16 protein-coding genes are annotated in these 15,449 nt (G+C 65.5%); 3 read left to right on the top strand and 13 right to left on the bottom strand.

The annotated features are described in order from the left end of the window. Positions 1 to 26: 26 nt before the first annotated feature. The gene (locus AC5RTB_RS12600; protein ID WP_494061416.1) at positions 27 to 1,166 is read left to right on the top strand and encodes a bifunctional 2-methylcitrate synthase/citrate synthase; all 1,140 of its coding nucleotides are present in this window, start codon (positions 27 to 29) and stop codon (positions 1,164 to 1,166) included. A gap of 74 nt (positions 1,167 to 1,240) precedes the next feature. Beyond that, positions 1,241 to 1,960 carry an alpha/beta fold hydrolase gene (locus AC5RTB_RS12595; protein ID WP_494061415.1) on the top strand — a complete coding sequence of 240 codons (720 nt, stop codon included), beginning with the start codon at positions 1,241 to 1,243 and terminating at the stop codon, positions 1,958 to 1,960. Here the strand turns inward: AC5RTB_RS12595 and AC5RTB_RS12590 are convergent. Further along, on the bottom strand, positions 1,957 to 2,433 hold the full coding sequence (locus AC5RTB_RS12590) for an 8-oxo-dGTP diphosphatase (protein ID WP_494061414.1): 477 nt from the start codon (positions 2,431 to 2,433) through the stop codon (positions 1,957 to 1,959). The genes AC5RTB_RS12595 and AC5RTB_RS12590 overlap by 4 nt on opposite strands. Positions 2,434 to 2,444: 11 nt before the next feature. Continuing rightward, positions 2,445 to 3,191, bottom strand: coding sequence for an ion transporter (locus AC5RTB_RS12585; RefSeq protein ID WP_494061413.1), 747 nt, complete (start codon positions 3,189 to 3,191; stop codon positions 2,445 to 2,447). A gap of 17 nt (positions 3,192 to 3,208) precedes the next feature. On the opposite strand from AC5RTB_RS12585, the gene AC5RTB_RS12580 reads away from it, so the two are divergent. Further along, a complete protein-coding gene (locus AC5RTB_RS12580) occupies positions 3,209 to 4,141 on the top strand; it encodes a potassium channel family protein (protein ID WP_494061412.1) in 933 nt (310 codons plus the stop codon). A gap of 71 nt (positions 4,142 to 4,212) precedes the next feature. On the opposite strand, the gene AC5RTB_RS12575 is transcribed toward AC5RTB_RS12580, so the two are convergent. From AC5RTB_RS12575 to AC5RTB_RS12525, 11 genes are all read right to left on the bottom strand, one after another. Beyond that, positions 4,213 to 5,097: a hypothetical protein gene (locus AC5RTB_RS12575; RefSeq protein ID WP_494061411.1), complete on the bottom strand. Its 885-nt coding sequence runs from the start codon at positions 5,095 to 5,097 to the stop codon at positions 4,213 to 4,215. 1 nt (position 5,098) lies between these two features. After that, complete coding sequence (locus tag AC5RTB_RS12570; RefSeq protein WP_494061410.1) at positions 5,099 to 5,605, bottom strand: RNA polymerase sigma factor; 507 nt, start codon at positions 5,603 to 5,605, stop codon at positions 5,099 to 5,101. A gap of 77 nt (positions 5,606 to 5,682) precedes the next feature. Beyond that, positions 5,683 to 6,666, bottom strand: a complete 984-nt coding sequence (xerD, locus tag AC5RTB_RS12565; RefSeq protein WP_494061409.1) for a site-specific tyrosine recombinase XerD — start codon at positions 6,664 to 6,666, stop codon at positions 5,683 to 5,685. A gap of 3 nt (positions 6,667 to 6,669) precedes the next feature. Then, the gene (locus AC5RTB_RS12560; protein ID WP_494061408.1) at positions 6,670 to 7,353 is read right to left on the bottom strand and encodes an NUDIX domain-containing protein; all 684 of its coding nucleotides are present in this window, start codon (positions 7,351 to 7,353) and stop codon (positions 6,670 to 6,672) included. A 2-nt stretch (positions 7,354 to 7,355) separates the two neighbouring features. Then, a complete protein-coding gene (pyrG, locus tag AC5RTB_RS12555) occupies positions 7,356 to 9,059 on the bottom strand; it encodes a CTP synthase (protein WP_494061407.1) in 1,704 nt (567 codons plus the stop codon). Beyond that, entirely contained in the window at positions 9,056 to 10,777 is a 1,722-nt protein-coding gene (recN, locus tag AC5RTB_RS12550; protein ID WP_494061406.1) for a DNA repair protein RecN, read from the bottom strand. The genes pyrG and recN overlap by 4 nt, the downstream gene beginning before the upstream one ends. After that, positions 10,774 to 11,700, bottom strand: a complete 927-nt coding sequence (locus tag AC5RTB_RS12545) for an NAD kinase (RefSeq protein ID WP_494061405.1) — start codon at positions 11,698 to 11,700, stop codon at positions 10,774 to 10,776. The genes recN and AC5RTB_RS12545 overlap by 4 nt, the downstream gene beginning before the upstream one ends. 30 nt (positions 11,701 to 11,730) lie before the next feature. Next, positions 11,731 to 12,561, bottom strand: a complete 831-nt coding sequence (locus tag AC5RTB_RS12540) for a TlyA family RNA methyltransferase (RefSeq protein WP_494061404.1) — start codon at positions 12,559 to 12,561, stop codon at positions 11,731 to 11,733. Between the two features lie 2 nt (positions 12,562 to 12,563). Continuing rightward, positions 12,564 to 12,782: a hypothetical protein gene (locus tag AC5RTB_RS12535; RefSeq protein ID WP_494061403.1), complete on the bottom strand. Its 219-nt coding sequence runs from the start codon at positions 12,780 to 12,782 to the stop codon at positions 12,564 to 12,566. Positions 12,783 to 12,791: 9 nt separating this feature from the next. Then, a complete protein-coding gene (locus tag AC5RTB_RS12530; RefSeq protein ID WP_494061402.1) occupies positions 12,792 to 13,799 on the bottom strand; it encodes an HAD-IIA family hydrolase in 1,008 nt (335 codons plus the stop codon). Then, on the bottom strand, positions 13,789 to 15,449 hold a 1,661-nt coding region (locus tag AC5RTB_RS12525), incomplete at its 5' end, for a hypothetical protein (RefSeq protein WP_494061401.1). The genes AC5RTB_RS12525 and AC5RTB_RS12530, both read right to left, overlap by 11 nt.

The following is a 15,449-nucleotide window of genomic DNA, read 5'->3' as shown; positions in this document are numbered from 1 at the left end:
CCCACCCCAGACATAGGAGTCAAGGCATGACCGAACCCCAGATCCACAAGGGCCTCGCCGGAGTCACCGCGGACACCACCGCAATCTCGAAGGTCAACCCCCAAACCAACTCGTTGCTCTACCGGGGCTACCCCGTGCAGGAGTTGGCGGCGGCAGTGAGCTTTGAGGACGTCGCGTGGCTTCTGTGGCACGGAGAACTTCCCTCGGAGTCGGAGGCTCACGAGTTCCGTCTCCAGGGACGCTCCTCGCGCGCACTCGCCAAGGACGTGAAGGCCGCCATCGATCTGCTCCCGCTCAGCTGCCATCCCATGGATGTCGGGCGGACGGCGGTTTCCGTGATCGGAGCCAGTCACCCCAAGGCCGAAGATAATTCCCCGGAAGCTGAACTGGAAAAGGCGACTGAGCTGCTGGCGGCGTTTCCCGCCGTCGTCGCGTATGACCAGCGCCGCCGCCGCGGACTCGACCCGGTAGAACCGCGCGAGGACCTTGGCTACTCCGCCAACTTCCTGTGGATGACATTCGGCGAAGAAGCGGCCCCGGAGGTGGTGGAGGCTTTCAACACCTCGATGATCCTGTACGCGGAGCACTCCTTTAACGCATCCACTTTCACCGCACGCGTCATCACCTCCACCCTGGCGGACCTGCACTCGGCCATCACTGGGGCCATCGGCGCACTCAAGGGACCACTGCACGGCGGCGCAAATGAGGCCGTCATGCACACCTTCGAGGAGATCGGCATCAGGCAGGACGAGTCTGTCGAGGAGGCAACTGCCCGCGCCAAGGTATGGATGGACGAAGCCCTCTCGCAGAAGAAGAAGATCATGGGTTTCGGGCACCGTGTCTACAAGAGCGGCGACTCCAGGGTTCCGACCATGAAGGCGGCGCTCGACGCCATGGTCAAGCACTACGGGCGTCCGGAGATCCTCGGCCTGTACGAGGGCCTGGAGACAGCCATGCAGGAGGCGAAGGGCATCAAGCCAAATCTCGATTACCCGGCCGGGCCCACCTACCACCTCATGGGATTCGACACCGAGATGTTCACGCCGCTCTTCATCGCCGCCCGGATTACCGGTTGGACCGCGCATGTGATGGAGCAGCGTGCAGATAATTCGCTCATCCGGCCGCTGGCTGCCTACAACGGCCCGGAGGAACGGCACGTCTCCTGACCGCGGACCGGATCTGTCCTCAAGTCACGTCCCGTCCGTTCACCCGAAGCGGTCGGCCCGGTAGGGTTCCGGTCATGGACATCATCCTGGTTCCCGGTTTCTGGTTGGACGCTTCATCGTGGTCCAACGTCACCCCGCCGCTCACAGCTGCGGGACACCGCGTTCATCCGCTCACGCTTCCCGGGTTGGAAGCTGTGGATGCGCCGCGGGCGGGCATCGGCCTGCAAACCCATATCGACGCCGTCGTCTCAGTGGTGGATGAAATGGCTGACCCGGTGGTGCTTGTTGGGCACTCGGGCGGCGGGGCGATCATCCATGGAGTGGCGGATAAACGTCCGGACCGCGTTGCGCGGGCGATCTTCGTGGACAGCGGCCCGCTCGGCGAGGGTGGAGTCATCAATGACGAGCTTCCTGCGGACGGGGACGAGATCCCGCTGCCCCCGTGGGAGCTCTTCGATGCTGAGGATCTCGCCGATCTGGACGACGGGTTGCGGGCGGACTTCCGACGGCGGGCGATCCCGCAGCCCCGGGGTGTCGCCTGCGATCCGCAAAAGCTAGGCAACGAGCAGCGGTACAACGTGCCGGCCACCGTCATCGCCTGTGAATTTCCATCGGCCCAGCTGCAGGAATGGGTCGCCCAGGGGCACCCCTACGTCGCGGAGCTTGGCAGGATGAAGGACGTTGAGTATGTCGATCTGCCAACAGGACACTGGCCGCAGTTCACGCGTCCGCGAGAGCTCGGTGACATCATCCTGGCCGCGGTGAGCGGTCCGGAGCGACCTTCCGCGGTCTAGGCGAAATCCGCCGTCCGCACCGTCTGGTTGTCGGCGTTGAGGGTGACGGTCACGTTCAGGGGCTGACTGCGGAGAACGTGGCCGAGCCAGTGCTTCGCATCGTCCCACATACCTTCCCAGGGCACCTGCTCCACCGGGTACCAGCAGGGATCGATCTCGTCCGTTGCGGCCGGCTCTCCCGAGAATCGGTCCGTCGTGAAGACGACTGCATCCATGTCCAGCACAGGCTTGATGGGGAAGCGCCACCGCACCGGACCGAGTTCCACCAGATCCGCGACGTCGACCACCATCCCGGATTCTTCCTGGACTTCCCGTGCGGCGGCTTCACTGGCAGATTCCCCGGGTTCGATGCCGCCGCCCAGGGCGACGATGCGACCGATTCCGAAACCGGAGCGCTTCATTCCGAGCAGCACTTCGCGGCCGCCGGCGGTTTGCCGGAACAGGAAGCAGAGCGCGACTCGCCGTGGGGTCATGCGACACAAGTCTAGTCACGGCGTGGCGCCGACGGTGTTCCAACGTCCGGCTTCGGTCGCAGCCGATCGTCCTCCCGAAGGAAGAACGCACCGAGGGAACCCGCCAGCGTGGCGAAGACAGCGATCGAGTAGACCGCGAGAACCACCTGTACCACGCGCGCGAACGCGGTCTGCGGGGTGATGCCGGTGCCGGTGATGGTGGCCATCGCCGTCTCATAGAGCGCGTCGCCGTACTCAGTGTGCTCCCCCGTTGCGTAGAGCAGCTGGCTTGTCGCGAGGATTACGACGGCGGTCACGGCCGCCATCCAGCCGATCCTGCTGGAGAGCAGCCGCCCGGCGGAACGGGAGCCGCGGATTCCGGCCGAGACGATGCCGCCAACGCGAGCCACCCGGGCCAGCCGCAGGAGCCGAACAGCCTGGAGTGCGCGGAGGAAGCGCAGGAACGGCACGAGCAGGAAGATGACCTGCCACCAGCTCTTTTTCCAGAAGGCCGCGCTGAACCGCGCGATATAGGCGCGCAGCAGGAATTCGGCGACGAAAACAGCCCAGAACACCCATCCGGTAACGGTGAGTGCCAGGACCAGCCCCGGGTCGGTAGCTAGAAGCTGGCCCAGGACGACGAACAGGAAGACGAGCCCGAGCACGCCCATGGGACGGTCCAGGCGACGGGCAAGAACTTCTGCGGCGCTCAACCCATCCTCTGGTTCAGCGGGCCGGGAATCGTTGAGGCGTGCGTCGGCGTCGTTCACCTCCCCCATCTTTCCACGCCCTCGTGATGAACCGGTTAGACTGCTCCAACCCGACATCGAACAGGCGGGAGATTGTTGTGCTGTGGCTGCTTTCCCTCCTTGGTGCCCTTGTGATTCTGATCGGACTCATCGAGGTGTTCCACACTCTTCTTCACCCGAGCGGGCGCGGACGGTTCAGCCGGCTGTGCGTCGTGGCGGTCTGGCTCGTCATACGCCGGTTGAGTGAGAAGGCAGCCTCGGTGGCAGGACCGCTGGCAATGGTGTCGGTCATCGTCTTCTGGGCATCCCTTCAGGCAATCGGTTGGGCGCTGCTTTACTACCCGCATATCCCGCAGGGCTTCAGCTACGCACCAGGCCTGGATCCCACGCGGTACAGCAATGCAGCCGAAGCCTTCTATATCTCCACCGTCACTCTGACGACACTCGGGTTCGGTGACGTCGTCGCAACCGACCCTCTGATCCGGTTCCTGATGCCATTCGAAGCGCTGACAGGCTTTGCGCTGCTGACAGCAGCGGTGTCCTGGTTCATGCAGATCTACCCCGCACTGGGCCGCCGTCGTGCGCTTGCAATACGCCTCACGCTGCTTCAGAACGCCGACTATGCCGTCAGGTTGGACAAACTCGACCCTGCCGCCGTAACCAACACCCTGGAAACGCTTGTTGCGGATCTGGTGCAGATCCGGGTCGACCTCACGCAGACCTCGGAGTCCTACTACTTCTGGGAAGCTGACAAGGAACTGTCATTGCCTGCTTCGCTGTCCTACGCCGTCGACCTCGCGAATCAGGCTGCCCGCTCCCCCCAGCCGACACTGCAGACAGCCGGCGCTCTCCTGCACGACGCTCTCGACTCGCTCGCCGTATTCCTGAAGGGCGAATTCAAGCATGACGGCGAAGTGACACAGGAAGTCTTCCGTTCCTACGCCACCGACCACCGGCACCCCTACCGCGAGAACTCCTGAAACAACGCAGCCCCGTTCCCTGTACCGAGGAGGTAGAGGGAACGGGGCTGGTGCTGTGTGGAATCCGCCGATCAGGTTCCGTCAGGGCCTTCACCGACCAGTTCCGGCCGCAATTCCACCGGGATTCCCGCGTCGATGAACTGCTGGTCCATCATTTCCTGTGCTGTGCGGCCCTCCACGACGGGGAGGAAGTCCCACTTCACGATCAGGCTGTAGCCGGCCGATTCAAACAGCCACTGTCCATCGACCCGGCGGGCGATGTAGAACCAGGTGTTTCCGCCATCCTGCGGATTGGCTTCGAATGCGGCGTCGGTCACTTCCATGGCCATCCAGTCATCGGTGCAGCCGACCACCTCGTAATCGTCCGGATTGGTCGCGAAAGGTGTCAGGCTCATGAAGTCGCTGCCCTGTTCCATTACCCGGTCGACGTCCTGTACCCGGCAACCTTCATCCGCTGGCGGTCCAGTGGGCACTCCGCCGGGCTCGACGCTTGGCTCCACGGTCGGTTCCAGCGTCGGCTTCGGCGTGGGATCCGGCAATGGAGAGGGGTCCGCAGTCGGTTCCTGGGAGGGTTCCGGCGTCGGCGACGGTTCAAGCGTCGGCGTGGCATCCGAGGTAGCCGCCGGCAGGGGCGCCTCGGTTCCGAGCGCCCCACCGAGTACGACGGCGCCCGCCACGGCTGCCGCCGCAGCGGCCCCTGCCACGATCGCCGCCATCCTGCGCCGGCGCTGCAGGGGAACCACAACCGGGCGATCATCGCTGAAGGCGTCGTTCTCACTGTTCTCCGGGCCATGGCCCGCCGCTCCGCTGTTGGTTGTTTCACTGTTCATGGCAGTGTCAGACTCCTCGTGGCCACCATGGGCCGGGAAAGCAATAATCTCAGTTGGTGATTCGGAGGATCCCCGTTCGGCGCGCACGGGGTCCAGTCCTCGGATCAGGTTCTCAATGCGGTCCATTTCAGGCTCCTTCCTCTGCCATCAGAGCGGCAGGCATCATCTGTGCAAACGCGGCGCGAGCCCGGTGCAGGCGTACTTTGGCGGCAGAGGCGCTGCAGCCGAGCACCTCGCTGATTTCTACGGTGGATAGATCGTCCCAGTAGGCCAGCAGAAGGATCTCGCGCTCCTTCTCCCGAAGCCGCAGCAACGCGTCGGCCACCGCTTGCTGTTGAGCGCCCTGGCCCGTACGTGCGGCTATGACGACAGAGTCCCTTACGCGTTGCATGAGATGCTCTGCGCGTTCCCTGCGCCGGTATTCGTTGCCTATGACGTTGCGGGCAACGGTGAGCAGCCATGCCGGCGTGACGTCCGCGGCATCGGGATTCTTCTGCCATGCAATCCGAAACACATCGTTGGTGAGTTCCTCGGATGCTTCACGGCTGCTGACTCGGCGGTGGATGAAGGAAAACACGCGGTCGCGATGTTCCCTGTGCAGGGCCGCGAACACGTCATCGTATCGCCGCAACACTGTCCCCCCTGATGTATGTGTCCTGTCCATACCCCTTTAGTTTCCGGCACGCCGGGCGGGGTTACAGGTTCTCCCAATTAAAGGGCGCGGGGATGCGCTGCGGCATAGATTTCGCGCAGCGTGTCAGCCGTGACGAGCGTGTACACCTGGGTTGTAGTCACCGAAGCATGTCCCAGAAGCTCCTGAACTACCCGCACATCCGCCCCGCCCTGGAGCAGGTGCGTAGCGAAAGAGTGACGAAGGGTGTGCGGTGACACTTCCCCCGCAACCTTGGCGCGTTCGGCGGCGGCTTTCAGGATGGTCCACGCACTTTGCCTGCTCAGCCGCCCACCGCGCAGATTGAGGAACAGTGCCGGCGCGCTGCTCCTTTCGGATGCGTTGGCGGCCAGGGCGGGCCGGGCGCGCACCAGATATGCCTCAATGGCGCGGGCCGCATAGGAGCCGAGCGGAACCAGACGTTCCTTGGATCCTTTGCCGAATAGCCGGACGACGGCGGGACCGTCGAGCGCTGCGTCGACCGACACATCGTCGACATCGAGTCCCACGGCTTCGCTGATGCGCGCCCCGGTCGAGTAGAGGAACTCAAGCAGCGCACGGTCACGCAGACCCCCCGGCGTGGACGTGTCGACCGCTTCGAGAATCCGCGTGACGTCGTCCACGGAGATCGCTTTCGGCAGGCGCTGGCCTGCGGTAGGTGGGTGCACATCTTCGGCGGGGTCCGCCGTCGTCGTTCCTTCGAGTGCAAGGAAGCGGTGGAGGCCACGGACGGCGACAACGGTGCGGGCTGCGGAGCGCGGGCTCAGCGGCGCCTGCCCGTCCTCGCCGGTGGCCAGTCCCTGCGCGAAGGCCGAGACCAACTGCCGGGTCACGGCGCTCATTGAGTCGATGCCATGTGCCGTGAGGAAGCGGTGGTACCGCAGCAGATCCCGTCGATAGGCCGCGAGGGTGTTCGCAGAGAGACCGCGCTCCACCAGCATGTGCTGAAGGTACTCGCTGATGAGCCGGCCAGGGCCGGTGGCCTGGAGTTCGTCCTGCGCGATCGCCTGCCCGCCCTCGGCCATGGGTCAGCCCTGCAGCACAGGGCCCAGGGGCCACGTTCCGTGCTGGCTGTGATGTTCCGGCCATGGAGCATCCGCAGGGCGGAGTGAGCGGTAGCCGGACTGTTTGGCCGCCGCTGCTGCGAGGATTGCTGCCGCGGCGGAGGGACTATGGATCCGCCCTTCCAGCACCGCCTGCACAGCGTCGGGCAAAGGCACCCACGCGAGCTCAATCTCAGCTTCCTCGTGAGTGCGGGTATGCCGCTCATCGTGCGGCACTTCGGCGATGCCCTGTGCGAGGTAGATACGCAGGGCTTCGCTGGAGGAGCCGGGCGACAGGAACAGGTCGGACAGAACATGCCAGGAACCTGCCGTCACATCCGCTTCCTCGGCCAGTTCGCGGGCCGCGGCAACGGCGAAGTCCTCACCGTCGACGTCCAGGAGGCCGGCCGGAATCTCCCACAGGTCCATCCGGACAGGGTGGCGGTACTGGCGAAGCAGCAGGACACGTTCCCGGTCATCCATCGCGAGGATAGCGACTGCTCCCGGGTGCCGGATGTACTCGCGAGTGATCGGCTCGCCGTCCTCGTCCAGACGGAACGTCTCGCTCACGACGTCCCAGATCTTCCCCTGGAAAACCGTGGTGGACCCCAGCAGCCGGCGGGGGCTTTGCCTGTCCGATATCGCGACGTCCTGGGGTTCTCCTCCCACGGCTAGGCCTTGACGCCCCGACGGGAAAGCGCAGCCTTGACCAGCCCGGCGAACAAGGGATGCGGCCGGGTGGGTCGCGAGCTCAGTTCAGGGTGGGCCTGGGTGGAGACGTAGTACGGGTGCGCCTGCGCCGGCAGTTCCACGAACTCAACGAGCTTGCCGTCCGTGGTGGTGCCGGATACAACCAGACCGGCAGCCTCAAGCTTCTCCCGGTACTCGTTGTTGACTTCATAGCGGTGGCGGTGGCGTTCACTGACAGCGGTACGGCCGTACGTCTTGGCGATGACGGATCCGTCCTTCAGCGATGCGTCCCACAGGCCGAGGCGCATGGTGCCGCCCATGTCGCCCTCACCGGCGACGATCTCGAGCTGTTCGGCCATGGTGGCAATGACCGGGAACTCGGTCTCGGGGTCGAACTCAGTGGACGAAGCGCCCTTCAGACCCACAACGTTCCGGGCGAATTCGATCACCATGCACTGCAGACCGAGGCACAGGCCGAGCGTCGGCACTCCGTTTTCACGGGCGTGGCGCAGGGCACCGAGCTTGCCCTCCAGGCCGCGGATTCCGAAGCCGCCGGGCACGCAGATCGCGTCGGCGCCTTCGAGCGCCTTAGCCGCACCTTCCGGGGTGGCGCACTCGTCCGAGGGCACCCAGCGGATCTGTACCTTGGCCTTGTTCGCGAACCCGCCGGCGCGCAGCGCTTCCGTCACGGACAGGTACGCGTCCGGCAGGTCGATGTACTTGCCGACCAGCGCAATCTCCACGTGGTGCTTCGGGTGGTGTACAGCGTCCAGGAGCTTGTTCCACTTGGTCCAGTTGACGTCCTTGAACTTCAGGTCGAGAGCCTGAACGATGTAGGCGTCAAGTCCCTGGGCGTGCAGCGTCTTGGGAATGTCATAGATACTCGGGGCATCCGCCGCGTTGACCACCGCGTCGACATCGACGTCGCACATACGGCCGATTTTCTCCCGCATGGCGTCCGGGACCTCGCGGTCGGAGCGGATGACGATAGCGTCCGGCTGGATACCGATCGAGCGCAGCATCGCCACTGAGTGCTGCGTGGGCTTGGTCTTCAGTTCCTGGGAGGGGCCGATGTAGGGCACCAGGGACACGTGCAGGAAGAAGACGTTGTTCCGCCCGATGTCCTGGCGCACCTGCCGTGCGGACTCGAGGAACGGCTGGGACTCGATGTCTCCGACGGTGCCGCCGATTTCGGTGATGATGACGTCGGGCGCCTTGCGGGTCCCGGTCGGTTCGGCGGGCAGGCGCATGCGGCGCTTGATCTCATCCGTGATGTGCGGGATGACCTGCACGGTGTCGCCCAGATACTCCCCGCGGCGTTCCTTGGCAATGACAGTGGAGTACACCTGACCGGTGGTGACGTTGGCTGATCCGTCGAGGCTCTCATCGAGGAAGCGCTCATAGTGGCCGATATCAAGGTCCGTCTCAGCGCCGTCGTCGGTCACGAAGACCTCGCCGTGCTGGAAGGGATTCATGGTGCCGGGATCAACGTTTAGATACGGATCCAGCTTCTGCATGGTTACAGACAGACCACGCGCCCGCAGCAGGTGCCCGAGGCTCGAAGCCGTCAGCCCCTTACCGAGGGAAGACGCCACACCACCGGTGACGAAGATGTGCTTGGTAGTCTTGGCGGACTTTTGGAACCGGGAGATTGTTTGCTGCACCACGGAGTTCGAGCCTATCACCTGGCGGCTGTCCGCGCTGCATCAAGCAGCAGTTCCTCGGCGTGTGCCTGGGCACTGGCCGACTCCTCCTGCCCGGCCAGCATGCGCGCGAGCTCGCGTACCCGTTCCGATTCCGGAAGGACCTCGACGTCGCTGGCGGTGAAGCCTCCGTCGGCTGCGCGGGTCTTGGTCACCCGGATATGGTGCGATGCGAACGCGGCCACCTGCGGCAGGTGTGTGACCACCACAACCTGGACGTGCTGGGCGAGCATCGCGAGGCGGCGTCCGATTTCGACGGCGGCCTTCCCGCCAACCCCCGCGTCCACTTCGTCGAAGACAAAGGTGGGGACGGGGTCGACGGCGGCGAGAACCACCTCTATTGCCAGCATCACCCTTGACAGTTCACCGCCCGAGGCGCCCTTGCCCAACGGGCGCGGTGACGAGCCGGCGTGCGGCTGCAGGGAGAAGGAGACCTCGTCCGCTCCCGACACGCCGGGAGTGCCGCCGGAGGTTACATCGATGATGAGTTTTGCGTCAGGCATCGCGAGGGCAGTGAGCTCGTCACTGACTCTGACGGCAAGGTCCTCGCCGGCAGCCCGACGCAATCGGCTCAGAACCTGCGCTTCCTCAACCAGCCGCCCTTCCAGCGCGGCGGCTTCCTGCTGGAGCTCTTCGATCCGGTCCGAGTCGCCGCTGAGCTCATCGAGGCGCTCCCGACCGACGGCTGCCCACTCGATCACCTCGTTGACGGACGGCGCGTACTTGCGGATGAGGACATTTAGATCTGCACGGCGAGCCTCGACCTCAGCCAGCCGTTCCGGTCCCTCAGAGTCCAGGGACGTTGCGTAACCGGCCAGCTCGGTTGAGATGTCAGCCAGGATGTACCCGACTTCCGCGAGCCGCTCCGCCAGGGATGCCAGCTCCGCATCGTGAGCGCCGACCGCTTCGAGCTGCCGCTTCGCGGCATCCACCAGGGTAGTAGCGTCACCCGTTTCCGGAAACTCACCGGAGACCAGCGCCTGGTGCGCTGCCGCTGCAGCAGTGCGAAGCTCCTCAACGTTGCCGAGCTTCATCGCTTCGGCTTTCAGCGTCTCGTCCTCGTCTGGTTGAGGGTCGACGGCGTCGATCTCCTCGAGCGCTGCCTGCAGCGATTCCGCTTCCCTCAGGCGGTCGCGCTCCGCGCTCCGCAGCTGTTCCAGATGAGCGGTTACCTCCCGCCAGCGACGGTAGGCCGCCTGATAGGAAGCCAGGGCGCCCGCCAGCTCGGAACCGCCGAACTTGTCCAATGCCTCGCGCTGGGCTGTTGCGCTGCGCAGCCGCAGCTGATCCGACTGGCCGTGAACCACCACCAGCTTCTCCCCCACCTCAGCGAGGACGCCGGCGGGAGCTGATCTTCCGCCAACGTAGGCGCGGCTTCGGCCGTCACCGTTCACTGTGCGGGCAAGGATCAGTCCTGCGCCGCCGTCGTCGTCTGTTTCCAGTTCACCACCGGCCTCCACCGCGCGCTGGGCGGCAGCGCCCTCGGGGTCCACGCGCAGCAGGGCTTCCGCGGAAGCGTTCTTCGCGCCGAGGCGCACCGCGCCGGCGTCCGAACGGGCGCCCATCAGCAAACCCAGTGCCGACAGGACCATGGTCTTGCCCGCGCCGGTCTCACCGGTGACGACACTGAACCCGGGCCCGAGGGAGAGCGTCGCGTCGGCGATGACGCCGAGGTCGCGGATGCGGATTTCCTCGATCATCGGGCGGGCTCACCGTCGTGGCTGGCAGGACCGCGCCAGCCCTGGGTGGGCAACTCGAACTTACGGACGAGCCGCTCCGAGAAGGGAGTCTGGTGCGTGCGTGCCAGACGGACCGGGATGTCGGACCGGGTTGCTTCGACGCGAGCTCCGGGTGGAAGGTCCACGGTGCGTCGCCCGTCACACCAGAGGACTCCTGAAGCGTCTGTCCGGGTGAGGATTTCCACTGCGAGCAGCGATGTGGGTGCGACGACGAGCGGCTTGGCGAAGAGCGCGTGCGCGCTGATCGGAGCCACCAGGAGCGCCTCGACCTCCGGCCAGACCACCGGCCCACCGGATGAGAAGGCGTAGGCCGTGGACCCCGTGGGCGTGGCCAGTACCACGCCGTCACAACCGAATGAGCTGACCGGCCTGCCGTCGACTTCGAGGACCACCTCGATCATGCGTTCCCGGTTGGCTTTCTCGATCGCCGCCTCGTTGAGCGCCCAGGTCCGGGCGGCCAATTGGTCACCTCGCCAGACCTGCACATCGATGGCCATCCGTTCCTCGACGGTGTAATCCCTGTCCACGACCCAGCGGACCGCTTCGGCGAGGTCGGCGCGCTCACTCTCGGCGAGAAAGCCGACATGGCCAAGGTTCACGCCGAGCAGGGGAACGTCCGTACCGCGAACCAGCTCAGCGGCACGGAGGATGGTCCCGTCACCGCCGAGCACCATGCCCAGTTCGATTTCGCCGAGCGTGACGTCGGTTCCGAGCGTTTCCGTGGGTGCCGCCAGCGTGCCGTATTCGGCCTGGATGTCGCGCAGCTCTTCACCACGCATGACCGGGGTCAGCCCGGACGCATGGAGTCGCGTGCAGGCCTCCTGGGCAGCCGCCATGGCGTCATGGCGTCCAGTGTGGGCGAGTACCAGTATGCGTCTAGTCATCACGCTCCGTTGTATCAGGTGTGGACGGCCTCACGCATTGCCGCTGGTGCGAAACGCAGCACTGCCGTCCACTCTCTCGTGAGCCAGCCGATCTGCGTCCTTACCGATCCTAGGCACCATAGCGCCTGCTGGCACCTTCATCCACAGGAAGAACTCGACATTTCCGTTCTGCCCCGGGAGCGGGCTACGGGCGACGCCTTCAACGTCAAGGCCCGTTTCCAGCGCCGAGCGCACCACACCGACGACGGCGCCGCGCCGCTGCGTCTCGTCGGTCACCACACCGGTGCGGCTGAGTGCGCTCTTGCCCACCTCGAACTGTGGCTTGACCATCAGGACGAGGTCGCCGCCGCTTCGTGTCGCGTGCGCGAGCGGTTTCATCACAAGGGTCAGCGAAATGAATGAGAGATCGGCAACCGTGAGGTCTGCCTGCCCGCCGATCTGCGCCGGTTCCAGGAACCGGACGTTAAGCCCTTCGTGCACGCGGACCCGCGGATCATTGCGCAGCTGGTCGACCAGCTGCCCGTGCCCGACATCCACGGCCACCACTTCATCCGCCCCCCGGCGCAGCAGCACGTCTGTGAAGCCGCCTGTGGACGCTCCTGCGTCGAGGCACCGCTTGTCACGGACGACAACGCTGGAGAATGCCTCGAGGGCACCGTCCAGCTTATGACCGGCACGGCTGAGATAGTCGGGGCTGCCGCCGTCCGTGACAACCAGCTCGTCGCTGTCGGTGATTGACGAGGAGGCCTTGGTCAGTACGACCCCGGAACGCAGCACACGTCCCGCCGTGATCAGCTGTGCTGCATGGGATCTGGAACGCGCCAACCCCCGGGACACCAGCGCCTGGTCAAGCCGTGCCACCGTCAGCCGTGCTCCGTGTTGAGCTCAGCGAGCAGCTCGTCGTGAAGCCGCTCATACGCGGCGTGCTGGGCCGACTCATCCAGATCCTGCATTGAAGTGAGCGTATTCAGCACCTCGTCAACTGAAGCATCCCCCGTGGGTGACACCTCTGGAAACCCGGAGCGGCCGCCGCTGTCCAGCGTAGAGCTTCTCTCGAAGGAAGACTCTTCAGTGGGTTCCACTGCGGCTCCTCACCGTTGTGCGTCCTCTTCACCATTCGTGAATCTCAGCCGGGGCAGGGTCGGGGTGTCCTGCTGCGGACAGGCCGCCCACCACGCTGCGCAGCCTGCGCGCCAGGCGTCCAGATTCTCGCGCCCACCGCCCATTATGACGACGCCGTCCTCAACCTTCGCGGAGGACTCACCGCACGTGAAGATACCGTCCTGCTCGATAGTGTCCGGGTAGGGGCGGTGCAGCTCACCGAGGTCGGCGACCAGGTAGGTGGGGCGCTGGTCCGTGACGGCGGCGAGAGCATTCGCTGCCGTATCGACGCCGGTAAGAACCAGCGCCGTCGCCATGCCTGCACGGTTTCCACCGAGAATGTCGGTGTCGAGCCGGTCGCCGACCACGAGCGCGTCCTCGACACCAAGGTGATTCGCCGCCGTCGTGAACAGCTGCGCTTCTGGCTTGCCGGCAACCAGCGGGCTCTTGCCGGTGGCAGCGCTCACTGCAGCCACGAGTGAGCCGTTGCCGGGCGCGATACCGCGTGCCTGAGGTATGGACATGTCCGTGTTCGTGGCCACCCACACGGCTCCTCCAGCGACCGCGAACGAAGCTTCAGCAAGGTCTTTCCATCCGAGCGAGGGCTCGAAACCCTGAATGACCGCATCGGGAACAGGATCTGCAGTGGTCACCGGCACGAGTCCCTGGTCTGCAACATGCTGTGCAAGAACTGCACTGCCGGTCACCAGTACCGTCGCGCCCTGCCGCACCTTCGTGGCGAGGAGCTCCGCACCCGCGAGGGCCGAACCGAAGACCTGCTCCGCCGCTGCCGGCGCGCCCAGCTCGCGAAGGTGTGCCGCTACTTCCGCAGAGGACCGGGACGCGTTGTTGGTGATGTACGCGAGGGCCACGCCGATGTCCCCCAGCTTCTCCAGTGCATCGGTGGCACCGGGGATGGCCGAGGGGCCGGCGTAGACCACGCCGTCCAGATCCGCGAGCACAGCACCGTAGCGGCGCGCCAGAACTTCACTCACCATCACGGCGCTCCTCGCTTGCGGCGTCATTCACGTCCTTGATCTCGGGTTCGGGCTCGGATTCCGGCTCGGTCTCTGAGGTTGCTGAGTCTTCCCCTCCCGCATCGGCACTGCCCTCCTCCTCCGGAGACGTGCCGACGCTTTCGACAGTTCCCCGGGCCGCGTTGCGGTCCAGCTCGGCCGTTTCGTCATCGCCGACGAGGTCGATTATGTCGGGATCCTCAAATGCACCGACCCCGAGCGCGTTCTCGGCGACCTCTGCCTGACGGCGCCAGGATGCCGCTTCTTCGCTACGGCCGACCGCAGCAAGAGCGTCCGCATAGACACGGAACAGGCGCGGGCTGTAGCTGAATGCACGGTTCTTGGTCAGCTGTGGAATCTCCAGGGCCGCTACGGCAGCATCTGGCTGGCCAAGGTCGGTCCGTGCTCCGGACTCGACAATCGCCAGCTCAACCTTCCCTGCGGCGTCGAGTGATGATGCGTCCTCGGATTTGGCAAGATCGAGGGCTCGATCCGGACGGCCCAGACCCCGTTCACAATCGGCCATCACGGGCAGGTGGACATTGGAGCCGCTGATCCGGCGGTAGGTCCGGAACTCCCGCAGCGCTTCACCATAGTGGCCGGCAGCGTACGCCGTCAGACCAACAGCTTCGCGGACAACTGCGAGGCGCCCGCCACGACGGCTGGCTGCAAGAGCGTGCTGAAAAGCGAGCTCCGGCTCATCGTCGATGAGACGCCCTGCCATCACGAGGTGCTTCGCTACCCAGAGGGCGCTTCGTTCCTCAAGATTGCGGATCTCCGCGCGGGTGATCTTGTCCAGTTCGCTTCCGGTGACATCTTCATCGATTTCCGGCGAACGCTCACGGTCTGGCCGGTTGGCGCTCCGAAGATCACGGGCGTTGTGCGGGCGGGCAAAGGGTGCATCCTCCGGGCCCGTTTCCCCGGAAAAACGCTCGGGACTGCGACCGCGGTCCGTCTCGCGCCGTTCCCCTGCCCGAGGTGCATCACCATAGGTGCGACCTGGACGGCGGTCGTCGCCGAAGCTGCGAGCCGGCCGGCGCTCATCACTACGTGCGAAGCCATCGCGGTTGGAGGAGCTCCCGGCGTCGCGCGAGCCGGTTCCCCGCGAGTACCCACCACTGCCGCTCTCGCGGTATGAACGGCGTTCGGTGCCGGCCTCACGCGACCGGTTGTCCCCACCTGTCGGTCGTTCCCAACGCCGTCCTGCATCGCCGGAGTCACGGCGTTCATGGTCCCGACCGGTACGACGCTCTCCGCGCTGGCCTTCGCGGTCCTGCCAACTGCCGCGGCTACCTGATTCACTTCCCCGCCCGGCGCCTCCGAAGGCCTTGCGAGGACCGCGCTCACCCCGGTCGTCGCGGCCACGCTGGCTACCCTCACGGGAGAAACCACCCTGGCCACCGCTTTCACGACGGGGCCCACCCTCGCGAGAGAAACCGCCCTGGCCACCACCTTCACGACGGGGCCCACCCTCGCGAGAGAAACCGCCCTCACGACGCTGGCCACCCTCACGGGAGAAACCGCCCTGACCGCCGCCTTCACGACGGGGCCCACCCTCGCGAGAGAAACCGCCCTCACGACGCTGGCCACCCTCACGGGAGAAACCGCCCTGACCGCCGCCTTCACGACGGG

The organism is Arthrobacter sp. M71 S08 (genome assembly GCF_059089725.1).
The sequence above is the reverse complement of the archived record's forward strand: the minus strand, read 5'-3'. Positions and strand labels throughout refer to the sequence as shown.